Origin of the sequence: Novosphingobium sp. MD-1 (genome assembly GCF_001014975.1) — a bacterium.
Lineage (GTDB): Bacteria > Pseudomonadota > Alphaproteobacteria > Sphingomonadales > Sphingomonadaceae > Novosphingobium.
Genome location: NZ_BBXA01000029.1, coordinates 218,568 through 230,885 on the forward strand (window position 1 = coordinate 218,568; position 12,318 = coordinate 230,885).

8 protein-coding genes are annotated in these 12,318 nt (G+C 67.0%); all 8 read left to right on the plus strand.

The features are described 5' to 3' along the window. Positions 1 to 60 precede the first annotated feature (60 nt). Positions 61 to 714 carry a fructose-6-phosphate aldolase gene (gene fsa, locus NMD1_RS12545; protein WP_125955007.1) on the plus strand — a complete coding sequence of 218 codons (654 nt, stop codon included), beginning with the start codon at positions 61 to 63 and terminating at the stop codon, positions 712 to 714. Positions 715 to 778: 64 nt separating this feature from the next. Beyond that, positions 779 to 2,596 carry a cobaltochelatase subunit CobT gene (gene cobT, locus NMD1_RS12550; RefSeq protein ID WP_125955008.1) on the plus strand — a complete coding sequence of 606 codons (1,818 nt, stop codon included), beginning with the start codon at positions 779 to 781 and terminating at the stop codon, positions 2,594 to 2,596. 31 nt (positions 2,597 to 2,627) lie between these two features. Further along, positions 2,628 to 3,332, plus strand: a complete 705-nt coding sequence (locus NMD1_RS12555) for a nitroreductase (protein WP_125955009.1) — start codon at positions 2,628 to 2,630, stop codon at positions 3,330 to 3,332. A 194-nt stretch (positions 3,333 to 3,526) separates the two neighbouring features. Next, the gene (locus tag NMD1_RS12560) at positions 3,527 to 6,703 is read left to right on the plus strand and encodes a CHAT domain-containing tetratricopeptide repeat protein (RefSeq protein ID WP_125955010.1); all 3,177 of its coding nucleotides are present in this window, start codon (positions 3,527 to 3,529) and stop codon (positions 6,701 to 6,703) included. Positions 6,704 to 6,731: 28 nt separating this feature from the next. After that, the gene (locus NMD1_RS12565; RefSeq protein ID WP_124808057.1) at positions 6,732 to 8,753 is read left to right on the plus strand and encodes an adenylate/guanylate cyclase domain-containing protein; all 2,022 of its coding nucleotides are present in this window, start codon (positions 6,732 to 6,734) and stop codon (positions 8,751 to 8,753) included. After that, positions 8,746 to 9,507 (plus strand): hypothetical protein, encoded by a 762-nt coding sequence (locus NMD1_RS12570; protein WP_125955011.1) that lies wholly within the window; start codon positions 8,746 to 8,748, stop codon positions 9,505 to 9,507. The genes NMD1_RS12565 and NMD1_RS12570 overlap by 8 nt, the downstream gene beginning before the upstream one ends. Positions 9,508 to 9,521: 14 nt before the next feature. Beyond that, positions 9,522 to 10,316: a hypothetical protein gene (locus tag NMD1_RS12575; RefSeq protein ID WP_125955012.1), complete on the plus strand. Its 795-nt coding sequence runs from the start codon at positions 9,522 to 9,524 to the stop codon at positions 10,314 to 10,316. 116 nt (positions 10,317 to 10,432) lie between these two features. Beyond that, the gene (locus tag NMD1_RS12580; protein ID WP_125955013.1) at positions 10,433 to 12,292 is read left to right on the plus strand and encodes a ShlB/FhaC/HecB family hemolysin secretion/activation protein; all 1,860 of its coding nucleotides are present in this window, start codon (positions 10,433 to 10,435) and stop codon (positions 12,290 to 12,292) included. Positions 12,293 to 12,318 lie beyond the last annotated feature (26 nt).

The window sequence follows — 12,318 nt, forward strand, 5'->3', positions numbered from 1 at the left end:
ACTTGCGCCCGCCACGCGCTATAGGCCTGAGGGAATCACTTTCCGGTCAGGACCACACCCATGAAGTTCTTCGTCGATACTGCCGATACCGCCGAAATCGCCGACCTCGCCGCCACCGGCCTGCTCGACGGCGTGACCACGAATCCTTCGTTGATTGCCAAATCTGGCAGGGATTTCATAGAGGTTACGAAGGAAATCTGCGGTCTTGTCGAAGGTCCGGTCTCGGCCGAAGTGGTCGCGCTCGATCACGATGGCATGATGCGCGAGGCGGAAATCCTGCGGAAGATCGCCGACAACGTGTGCATCAAGGTGCCGCTGACGATCGACGGGTTGAAGACCTGCAAGAAGCTGACCGGCGATGGCACGATGGTCAACGTCACGCTGTGCTTCTCGGCCAACCAGGCCCTGCTTGCGGCCAAGGCCGGGGCGAGCTTCATCTCGCCCTTCGTCGGCCGGCATGACGATAACGGCTTCGACGGCATGGAACTGATCCGCGATATCCGCCTGATCTACGACAACTACGCCTTCGCCACCGAGATTCTCGTCGCCTCGATCCGCCATGGCGTGCATGTGCTGGAATCCGCCAAGATCGGCGCGGACGTGATCACCGCGCCGCCCGCGGTCATCAAGGGCCTGTTCAAGCACGTGCTGACCGACAAGGGCATCGAAGGCTTCCTTGCCGACTGGGCAAAGACCGGCCAGAAGATCGGCTGAACCGGGAAATGACGCCGCGCGCCTGCCGGGATGGGCGCGCGGCCACTGAAAGAACGCAAAGACCTTGGCCGAAGAAACGCCCCTCGATCAGTTCCGCTCTGTCCTTGCCGGCACCGCCCGCGTGGTGTCGGACGATCCGGAAGTGGACGTCGCGTGGACGGCGGATGCGCCCAGCCAGTCCGGCGCGCATTTCCGCCTGCCTATGCCGGGTCGATCGCTGCCCGCCGCGCAGGTGGCCGAGGCGCGGGGTTTCGCCGATGCCATGGCGTTGCGGCTGCGCCATCACGATCCCGTGCTCCATCAGCGCGGCGCGCCGAACGAGGCGGTGGCGCGGGCGTGCTACGACGCGGTCGAGCAGGTCCGGTATGAGGCGCTGGGGTCGGACGGCTATGCCGGGATGCGCGACAATCTGGACGCCGCGCTGGCCACGCGGATGGCGTCCGATCCCATCGCGCGCGCGGCCAAGCCCGATGATGTGCCCTTGCAGGCAGCGGTCGCGCTGTTGCTGCGCGAACGGCTGACCGGCCAGCCGATTCCCGCCAGCGCGCAGCTCGGTACCTCGATGGTGCGCAGCTGGATCGAACAGCGCGTGGGCGGCGACTTCGATGCGCTGGCCGCCGCGCTCGAAGACCAGAAAGCGTTCCAGCATCTCACGCTGGACATGCTCCAGCATCTCGAACTGACGCAGGCCGCCAATCCCGACCAGCCCGAAACCGAGGAGGACGAGGGCGAGGATCAGGAAAACGATCGCGAGGACGAGCAGGACAATTCAGAGAGCGACGCCGAAAGCCAGCCGGTCGAGGCGGCGGGCGAGACGACGGAGGGCGACGAGGAAACCGATACCGAGCAGGAAATCGAAAGCCCCGAGGACGCGGCCGACGCCGACATGGCCGACGAGGGCGAGGAAGGCATGCTGCCGACGCGCCCGAACCGGCCGTGGACCGACCTGCCCGATGATTTCGACTACAAGGCCTTCACCACCGTCTACGACGAAGTGGTCTCCGCGACGGACCTGTGCGACGAGGAGGAACTGACCCGCCTGCGCGCCTACCTCGACACCCAGCTCAAGGGGTTGCAGGGCGTCGTCACACGGCTTGCCAACCGGCTTCAGCGCCGGCTGATGGCCCAGCAGAACCGTTCGTGGGATTTCGACCAGGAAGAAGGCTTGCTCGATGCCGCGCGGCTGGCGCGCGTCGTGATCTCGCCGGGGCAGTCGCTGTCCTACAAGGTGGAGCGCGATGTCGAGTTCAAGGATACCGTCGTCACCCTGCTGATCGACAATTCCGGCTCGATGCGCGGGCGCCCGATCTCGATCGCGGCGATCAGCGCGGACATCATGGCGCGCACGCTGGAGCGCTGCGGCGTGAAGACGGAGATTCTCGGCTTCACCACCCGCGCGTGGAAGGGCGGGCAATCGCGCGAGGCATGGCTGGCCGCCGGACGGCAGGCGAATCCCGGCCGTCTCAACGATTTGCGGCACATTGTTTACAAGAAGGCTGATGAACCGTGGCGGCGGGCGCGGCGCAACCTTGGCCTGATGATGCGCGAAGGGCTGCTCAAGGAAAACATCGACGGCGAAGCGCTGCTGTGGGCGCATGCCCGTCTGCTGGCACGGCCCGAGGACCGGCGCGTGCTGATGGTCATTTCGGACGGCGCGCCGGTCGACGATTCGACGCTTTCGGTGAACAGCGCGGGCTATCTCGAGCAGCATCTGCGCAAGGTGATCGACTGGATCGAAAAGCAGTCGCCGGTGCAGCTCGTCGCCATCGGCATCGGCCATGACGTGACGCGCTATTATCGCCGCGCGGTGACCATCATGGATGCCGAACAGCTGGGCGGCACGATGGTCGAACAACTGGCCGACCTGTTCGAGGACGATTGACGCGCTTGTTTTAATCGATCAGTTAAATGCGATGAGCACGCCATCACGCCCCGCTTCCGCGGCCAGCACCGTATCCGAAGCCGTCGCCACTCGCCGATCTGTCCGCCGGTTCCTGCCCGATCCGGTCGATCGGGCCGTGCTGGAGCGCGTGCTGGAAAAGGCGCAGCGTGCGCCGTCGGGCGGCAACGTGCAGCCCTGGAACGCGCTGGTGCTCACCGGCGAGCCGCTGCAACGCCTGTTCGCGCATGTGGCGGCGGTGATCCCTCAAGGCCGTGCGGCCCATGCCCCGGAATACGATATCTATCCGCCGGAACTGTCCGGCCCCTACGAAGCGCGCCGTTTCGGCGTGGGCGAGGCGCTCTATGCCGCGCTGGGCATCGCGCGCGAGGACAAGCGCGGGCGGCTGACGCAGTTCATGGACAACTTCCGCGCGTTCGGCGCGCCGGTGCTGATGCTGATCCACACGCCGCGCACGATGGGGCGGCCGCAGTGGTCGGACATCGGCATGTGGTTGCAGACGGTGATGCTGCTGCTGCGCGAAGAAGGACTCGATTCGTGCGCGCAGGAGGCCTGGGCGGTCTATCAGCGGCAGATTCGCGAATGCGTGGCGATTCCGCAGGATCACATCTTCTTCTGCGGCCTTGCCATCGGGCATGGCGATGCCGATGCTGTCGTCAACCGGTTCCCGGTGCCGCGCGCGCCGCTCGCGGAAGTCCTGACCTTCGAGGGTTTCTGACGGACGCCGCGCCGGAACGTTCCGGTCCGTCGTGTTCATACAATCGCGCCGTCTTTATGCCCGCTACTACGCGAGGCTGTTGGCACCGGCTGGGAAATCCTTCTATGGTGTGCCAGCAAGCATAATTACAAAGCGGGGTCGCGCTTATCTGGCGTGGAGCGACGGCGGCAGCCGTCCGGCCATGGGGAGCGCATATGCGGTATCATTCGGCAGGAGCGGCGACTGGCGCCGCACGCGGAGTCAAGGCGGCGCTGAAGGCGCTGTTGCTGGGCGTGGCAGGTTGCGGCCTGTTTGCTGGCGGCACGGCCCAGGCACAGGGCGACTCCTTGTTGCTCAGGGACAGCTTCCCGCTGGGAAGCGGCGGCGGAAGCGCGCTGTGCCAGGTACAGTCACGCACCGGGGATAGCGCCAACGCCGGCGCGTTCGACCGGACGTGGGCGATCGTGTGCCGCGATTCGGCGCTGCCCGTCGGCTATGTCTTCGCGCTGCGGAACAATGCGGGCGATCCCGCCGTGCGGCTGGCGGAGCGGCGCCGCGCCTCGGTCGATTGCACGGGCGCCCTGCCGGCCGCGCCGGCTTCCTGGTCGCGCGAGGACTGCCGCTGGCGCTCGCCCGAACTCGGTTACGAAGTCCTGCGCGCCGATCGCGGCAAGGTGACCTATATCGTAGAAGGTTTCTCGGCGTATCACGGCGCGCTTTCACTGGCGGTCCGGTCGATCATGGCGGACAAGGCGCTGGACGAACCGATCGAGGTCGCCACGACGTCGATCGACGATTCCGAAGCCTATGCCCGCATCCAGGCGCTCACGCTCGATCCCGCCACGGCCCTGGCCGAAGGCTATCGCCGGAACAATTCGGGCGACTATGCCGATGCTGCCGCCTATTTCGAAACGCTGGACCAGCGGCAGGCGTCGCAAGGCGATGTGCCGATCGATCGTGTCGAGTTCCTCGTGAACGCGGCGCTGCAACGCTCCAACCTTGGCCAGTTCGCCGAAGCGGAGGCGCTGTTCACGCGCGCTGACGCCATGCCGGCAGGCACCGCTGCGGTCGAGCGCCTGCGCCGCAATTATGAAGCGATCCACCTGCTCAACCGCGAGAAATACGCCGAAGCGCTCGACCGGCTGGGCGTGCCCTTGCGGACGATCGGAGCGACCGGCGCGGACGCGCTGCGCGAGCGGATGGAACTGACGCCATCGGTGGCGCGACGGGTGAATTCCTCCGACAATTCTGCCAGCGCGATCGGCATGGTCGACGACCTCAAGCTGACCGAGGACGAACGCTCCCTGATTCTCGATGCGCAGGCTCTGCACCTGAAGGGATCGGCGCTGCGTCTGCTCGGGCGCAATGACGATGCGCGGCAAGCGCTGCGGCAGGGGCTGGAGCGCGCTATCGCGATCCGCAATGGCCGTGTGGTCTCGATCGTGCGGATGCGTTCGCAGATGATGACCGAGCTGGCCGCGATCGACGAGAGCGAGGGGAAGCTTGCCTCCGCCGAGGCGTTGCTGCGCGGGGCGATGGACATCGTCGGCGTCCAGTACCCCGATACGCGCAGCCTGGCCGTCACGCAGGCCCGGCTCGCCGCCTTCCTAACGCGCCACGGCAAGCAGGACGAGGCGCTGAAGCTTTATCATGATGTCGTGGCCCGCTCGATCGAGCGGCGCAACGGCCTGTCCGGTCTCTCGCGCCAGATGTCGCCCTATCTCGACATGCTGGTCGCGCGCATGGGCACCGATCCGGCGGCGAGCGGTGATTTCCTCGCCGCGTCGCAGATCATTGTCCGCCCCGGCGTGGCCGAAACCCAGGCGGTGCTGTCGCGCGAGCTGTCGGCGGGCAGCGACGATGCCGCGCGGCTGTTCCGCCAGTCGGTCAGCCTTGGCCGCTCGATCGAACGCGCGCGGATGCAGTTCGCCGCGCTGCAGAGGCTGGAGGACGCCGCGTCCCGCAAGGACGAAATCGCGCAGGCGCAGCAGATGATCCAGGATCTGGAGGCGCAGGAGCAGACCACCGTCGTCCAGCTTGCCGCGTTCGCGCGCTATCGCGTGGTGTCTCAGCGCGCCATTCCCGAACCCGAGCTCAAGGCGGGGCTGGCACCGGGTGAAGCCTATGTGAAGATGGCCGCGCTGGGGCCGGACGTGTTCGTGTACTTCGCCACCAAGGACAAGGCGGTCGCCTATCGCGTGCCCATGACCGGCGGCGAGATCCAGGCGGCGGTCGCGCGGATGCGCGATTCGATCTCCAAGTTCGATGGCCGCCAGTACGTGACCAATCCGTTCGACGTGAAGGACGCACGCGGCGTCTATCGCGCGCTGTTCGATCCTGTCGCTGCCGACATGGCCTCGGTGCATCACCTGATCTTCGAGCCGGACGGGGCGCTGCTCAGTCTGCCGGCGAACCTGCTCATCACCGATGACGCCTCGCTCGCCGCCTATCAGAAGCAGGCGGACAATCCCGCAGGCGATCCGTTCGACATGCGCGGGGTGGCATGGCTTGGGCGTGACCGTATCGTGTCCACGTCGGTTTCGGCGCGGTCCTTCATGGAGTCGCGCAAACAGCCGCTGTCGAAGGCGCATTCGGCCTATCTCGGGCTGGGGCACAATGCCACGGTGTCCGGGGCAGGGGCCATCCAGGTGGCGCGGATGCGCGGCATGGAGGCGGAGATGGACCGCAGCGGCTGCGACTGGCCGCTGGCCGCGTGGAACCGGCCGATTTCGCAGGAGGAACTGGTCAGCGCGCAGAAGGTGCTGCGCAACGAAGGCACCGATCTGATGATCGGCGCGGCGTTCTCCGACACCGCGATCAAGGCGCGGCGCGATCTGGCCGATTTCCGTATCCTGCATTTCGCCACGCACGGGCTGGTTACACCTCCGCGGGACGATTGCCCGACCCGGCCCGCGCTGCTGACCTCGTTCGGTCCGGCCGGCTCCGATGGCTTGCTCAGCTTCTCGGAGATCTTCGATCTCAAGCTCGATGCCGATCTGGTGATCCTGTCCGCTTGCGACACGGCCGGGCAGGCCGACATCAGCGTAACGCGTGAAACCGGCCTGGCGACCGGCGGCGGATCGGCGCTGGAAGGGCTGGTGCGCGCGTTCATCGGTGCCGGCGGACGCGCCGTGCTGGCCAGCCATTGGCCCGCCCCCGATGACTTCATGGCCACGACCCGCCTGATCGGCGGGCTGTTCGAGGCGGTGCCGGGCGAAAGCTCGGGCGAGGCGCTGCTGAAAGCGCAGCGCAAGCTGATGGACGATGTCGATACCTCGCACCCTTATTACTGGGCGGGCTTCGCGGTGATCGGCGATGCGGCGCGGCCATTGCTGCGCGATGCGGCGCCGGCGGGTGCCGGTTCCGGAACCGCCGCCGGAAGAGTCCGGTAAGCGGATGCCGGAGGCGAAATCGGCCTTGATGGACGTGTCTGACTGGGGCCGCCGCTTTCGGCGCGGCGTGGCGCAGCTTGGCCGCCAGCGTGTGGCCGTGGCGGTGCTGCTGCTGGCGACGGCGCTGTTCGCGGCGTTGTTCAGTTGGCAAATTCCGCTGCTGCGCGATGCGGAAAGCGCGCTCTACGATATTCGGGCGGCCAACTTCGCGCCGCGCGTCGACCCTGACAAGCGCATCGCCATGGTCGTCTATACCGCCGATACCAACCGCGCCACGGGTCAGATATCGCCGGTCGATCGCACCATCCTTGCCAAAGCGCTCGCCCAGATCGACCGCATCGGGGTGAAAGGCGTGGGCATCGACATCCTGTTCGATTCGCCGCAGGATGATGACCCACTGCTCCAGTCGACGCTGAAAGGCATGAAGACACCGGTCTTCCTGGCCTATGCCGACAACCGGACCAATCGCGACGCGATCACCTATGAACAGGAGCAGGACCTGCGCCGCTTCATCTCGGCGGCGCAGACCGCAAACGTGAAGCCGGCAAGCATCCTGCTGGAAACCGACAACGATGGCGTCGCGCGGGCGTGGCCCATGCAGTATCCGGGGCTGCCGCCGCTGCTTTCGGTGGCGATGACGCAGCATGTGGCGGGGGATGCCGATCCGCGCTTTGCGACGTACATGGGGCCGATCCGTTTCCGGTCCCCGACGGCGAGCGATCGCCCGGTGTTCGACAAGATCCCGATCGACCTGCTGGCCGATCCGGAAACCGCGCCGCTGGTCGCCGATGCGATCAAGGGGCGTTATATTCTGATCGGTGGCGATTTCTCGGACTTCGACCAGTTCGACACGCCCTTCACCCGCACCGGCAACCCGGTGACCGGCGAAACCCGCATGATCGGCGTGGAAGTCCATGCCAGCATGCTGGCGCAACTGCTCGACAAGGCGCTGACGCTGCCGCCGCCGGTGGCCATCAAGGTGCTGGCGGCGCTGCTGGCGGTGGGCCTCGGCGCGGTGACCGCGGCGGTGCGCACGCGCACCTGGCTGCTGGCGCTGGCGGTGATCGGGCAATTCGGCCTGTTCCTGGGGCTGCCGTTCCTGATCGAGCGGGCGGGGATGGATACGCTGCGGATGCCCGCGATGGGCTGGCTCGTTGGCTGGCTGATCGCCTATACCGCGATCAGCGCGGCGCTGCGCGCCATCAACGCCGCACAGCGTGAATTCGCGCAAGGGGCGCTGGGCAAGTATCTGCCGCGCTCGGTCGCTTCGGAAATCATGCGCAATCCCGAACGGCTGTCACTGCACGGCGAAAAGCGCGAGATATTCTGCCTGTTCAGCGATCTCGAAGGGTTCACCAAACTGACCCACGCGGTCGAACCCGAAGTGATCGCCCGGCTGCTCAACGATTATCTCGACCGTCTGAGCGCGGTGGTCCTGCAATATGGTGGCACGCTGGACAAGTTCGTCGGCGATGCCGTGGTGGCGTTCTGGGGCGCGCCGATCGCCTATCCCGACGATGGCGAGCGCGCCGTCCGCGCGGCCTACGCGATGTATCTGGCCGGCGAGGAATTTCGCAAGAACGTGCCCGAAGGCGTGCCCCGGATCGGCCGCACCCGCGTGGGGCTGCATTATGGCGAGGCGATCGTCGGTAACTTCGGCGGCGAAGGCCGCATCCAGTACACCGCACTGGGCGATGCCATGAACACCGCCGCGCGGCTGGAAGGCGCCAACAAGCCGCTGGACACCACTGTTCTGGTCAGCCGGGCGGCGATGGAGCGATCCGGGCTGGACTGGTTCCGCCCGATGGGAACGATCACGCTGCGCGGTCGCGCCACGCCGGTCGACGTGTTCGAACCGCTGCCCGACATGCCCGCGGCGGAACGCGCGGCGGTGGCCGATCTGATAACCGCGCACGACGCCGGGGACAGCGACCGTGTGCTTGGACTCACAGACAAGCTGCTGGAAATGGCGCATTCAGACGATGCAGTGCTCAATCTCCTCCAGAGATTGCAGCATACGCATAAGGGAGAAAGTTATGTCCTTGGCTGACACGAAGACGCGCAAGGCCGTCGTCGCGGGGCTGATGGCTGCGGGATGCCTGTTTTCGGCCGGTTCCGCGCTGGCCCAGGCGATCGTCGTGCGATCGACCGGGCCTTCCGCCGCCGAATATCCGCAAGGGCGCAAGCTGCCCGCCAACGCCACCGTCACGCTGCGCGCTGGCGACCGGCTCACGGTGCTCGACAAGGCCGGCACGCGGGTGCTGTCCGGTCCTGGTTCCTTCGCGCTCAACGGCGCGATCAACCGCGACGAAACGGCGGGCAGCGCGCTTGCCAGCCTGACCGTGCGGACTCCCGGCGCCCGTGTGCGGACGGGGGCGGTGCGCGGCGCGCCGCTGGCGGCATCGACCGCGGAAGCGAACGCGCCCGATAGCGTGTGGTATGTCGATGTCAGCAAGGGCGGCACGTTCTGCGTGGCCGATCCGACCGCGCTGGTCCTCTGGCGACCCAATCGCGCGAGCGAAGGCGCGGGCAAGCTGCTCTCCGCCGATGGTTCGATGGCCGACGTCGCCTGGAAGGCCGGCAGCGCGCTGAAGCTTTGGCCGGTGGCATCGGTGCCGGTGGTGGACGGGCAGAGCTATACCTTCAGCAACCCGGTCGGCCCGACCGTGAACATCCGGCTGAAACTGCTGGCGAGTGTCCCATCCGAGGACATGGCCGTGGCATCGGTGTTTGCGGACAACGGCTGCAACGCGCAACTTGACGTCATCGCCAATTCCGCCGCACCGCAGGCGTCGGGCGGATGAAGGGGGCAGGCACGATGGGCAGGCTGAAAACAGGCAGGCTGAAATCCGCGATCGCGGCCACTGTGCTGGCGCTGGGGCTTTCGGTGTCCGGCATGGCGATGGCGCAGGTGGTGGTGGTGCGATCGACCGGTCCTTCGGCGGTTAGCTATCCGCCGGGGAAGCGGCTGCCCGCCGGGGCGACCGTGACCTTGCGCGCCGGCGACGTGGTGACCGTGCTGGATCGCGCGGGAACGCGGGTGTTGCGCGGGGCGGGCAGTTTCGCGATGAACACGCTGGCCAGCCGTGATGCCGGCTCGGCGGCGCTGCTGGCGCGCTCGCTCAGCAATCCGGTGTCGGTGCGTGCCGGCGCGGTGCGCGGTGGATTGCCGGCGCAGGGCGGTGAAGGCGGGCAAGCAGCTGAACCCATCCCGGTCAGCATCTGGCTGGCCGATATCGACCAGGGCGGGCGGGTATGTCTGCCGCGCGGCAGCGATCTTTATCTGTGGCGCAAGGCGTCCGAAGCCCGGCGGTTTGTCTGGCTGGGGGAAAGCGCTGGCGGCGGTACCGTGCGGGTCGCCCTGCCGAGCCGGACGGCCGGGGTCGCCTGGCCACGGGCGCAGGTGGAATTGTTCGACGGACACAGTTACCGGGTTGCGGAAGAAGGCGATCCGAACAAGGGTGTGGACTTCGAGGTGGTGATGCTGGACCCGGAAGCGGTGCCGGCTGACGCCGCCTCGCTGGGAACGCTCCTGCTCGACAACGGGTGCAAGGCCCAGTTCGATTGGCTGGCCGCCAGTCTCGAACAGCTTGACGGGGCTGCACAAGGATAGGCAGGGGATTGCACCTGCATTGAAAACCACGGCATGGGCGGCACGAGGCCGGATCACGCCACTGTTTGACAACCGATAATCATAACAGGGTCGCGCCTGATGGAGTTACGGATCGGATGCCCGATTACGTCGCAGCGCGCCCGTTCGGGAGCGAGCCTGTTTCCGTTGTTTTCCGCCGGCCTGCCGCCGGAGGCAGAGTCCTGTCGGCCGCGCTGGCCGCGGCGCTTCTCGTTCCCGCCGGGCAGGCACTGGCACAGGCGGTGCCGCCGCCCGCGCCCGTCGGCGCGCAGCCGCCCACGCGCGAGGAAATCGAACGTGGCGTAGCCGAAGGCACGCTGAACAAGAGCGGGCCGGTCGCGGTCGACACGTCGGCGGTCGAGCGCGCGCCGTGTCCGCTGTCTTCGCCCGATTTCGCCGGCATCCGCCTCAAGCTGTCGAGCGTGACGTTCGCGGGCATGGACAAGCTCCCGGGCGTGGACCTGTCCGACAGCTACCGCGAATATGTCGGCACCGACCAGCCGGTTTCGATCATTTGCGACATCCGCGATCGCGCCGCCACCAAGCTGCGCGGCGCCGGCTATCTGGCGGCGGTGCAGGTGCCGCCGCAGAAGATCACCGATGGCAACGTCAGGCTGGACGTGCTGCTGGCGCATCTTTCGCGCATCCAGATCAAGGGTGATGCGGGTGCGTCCGAAGGCGCGCTGCTGCGCTATCTCAACAAGCTGACTGCCGAGCCGGTGTTCAACACCTATCAGGCGGAACGATACCTGTTGCTGGCCAAGGACGTGCCGGGGCTGGACGTGCGGCTGGCGCTGCGCCCGGTGGATGGCGCGCCGGGCGAGGTGATCGGCGAAGTCTCGGTCCGGCGCACGCCGGTCTATGCCGATTTCTCGGTCCAGAATTTCGGCTCGAAGGCGGTCGGCCGGTTCAATGGCCTGTTGCGCGCGCAGTTCAACGGGCTGACGGGGCTTGGCGATACCACCACAGTCAGCTTCTTCGCCACGCCCGAATTCCGCGAACAGAAAGTGCTGCAGATCGGGCACGAGATGCGGCTGGGCGGCGAAGGCTTCACGCTGCGCGGGGATTTCACCTATGCCTGGACCAATCCCACCACCGTGGGGGCCAGCCAGTTCCATTCGCGCACGCTGGTCGCCTCGCTGGAGGCGCGCTATCCGTTCGTGCGGCGGCAGGCGTTCAACCTGTCGGCTTCGGGCGGGCTGGATCTGATCAACCAGCAGGTCGATTTCGGTGCGATCCGCTTCAACGAGGACCGGCTGAGAGTTGCCTTCGTGCGGCTCGACCTGAACGGGCTTTCACGCCAGAGCCTGCTCGGCCGCGATGGCTTCACCCCCTATGAACCGCACTGGAACTGGGGGCTGTCGGTCGAGGCGCGGCACGGCCTGTCGATCCTCGACGCCACGAAGAGCTGCGCCGGCCTGTCGCTGGCGGCTTGCGGCGCGGTCACGCCCAGCCGGTTCAGCGGCGATCCCGAAGGGTCGCTGATCCGCGCTTCGGGCGAGTTCGATTATCGCCCGGTCCGCAATGTCACGATCGCGGTGGCGCCGCGCGCGCAATACGCGTTCGACAACCTGCTGTCCTACGAACAGTTCTCCGGCGGCAACTACACGGTCGGGCGCGGGTATGATCCGGGGGCGGCCATCGGCGACAGCGGCATCGGGCTGCGCACGGAACTGCGGATCGGATCGCAATTTCCCAAGGAACCCGGCAAGCCGGCGTTCCAGCCCTATGCCTTCTTCGATGCGGCGTGGATCTGGAACCGCGACAAGGTAGCCGGCGTGCCCAATCCGCAGCGGCTGTTCTCGGCCGGCGCAGGCGTCCGCGCCACGCTGTTCGACGCGGTGCGGGTCGATGGCGTGGTGGCGGTGCCGCTGCGCGATACGGTGCTGCAGAAGGTCAAGGGTGATGTCCGCTTCCTGATCAATCTTTCGATCCAGCTCGCCCCGTGGCGGCTGTGAAGGGGGCGTTCCAGATGCGAACGGAA

Coding starts and splice junctions, on each gene's coding strand:
- fsa (WP_125955007.1), top strand. CDS start 61: ATGAAGTTCTTCGTCGATACTGCCGATACCGCCGAAATCGCCGACCTC.
- NMD1_RS12555 (WP_125955009.1), top strand. CDS start 2,628: ATGAGCACGCCATCACGCCCCGCTTCCGCGGCCAGCACCGTATCCGAA.
- NMD1_RS12560 (WP_125955010.1), top strand. CDS start 3,527: ATGCGGTATCATTCGGCAGGAGCGGCGACTGGCGCCGCACGCGGAGTC.
- NMD1_RS12565 (WP_124808057.1), top strand. CDS start 6,732: ATGGACGTGTCTGACTGGGGCCGCCGCTTTCGGCGCGGCGTGGCGCAG.
- NMD1_RS12575 (WP_125955012.1), top strand. CDS start 9,522: ATGGGCAGGCTGAAAACAGGCAGGCTGAAATCCGCGATCGCGGCCACT.
- NMD1_RS12580 (WP_125955013.1), top strand. CDS start 10,433: ATGCCCGATTACGTCGCAGCGCGCCCGTTCGGGAGCGAGCCTGTTTCC.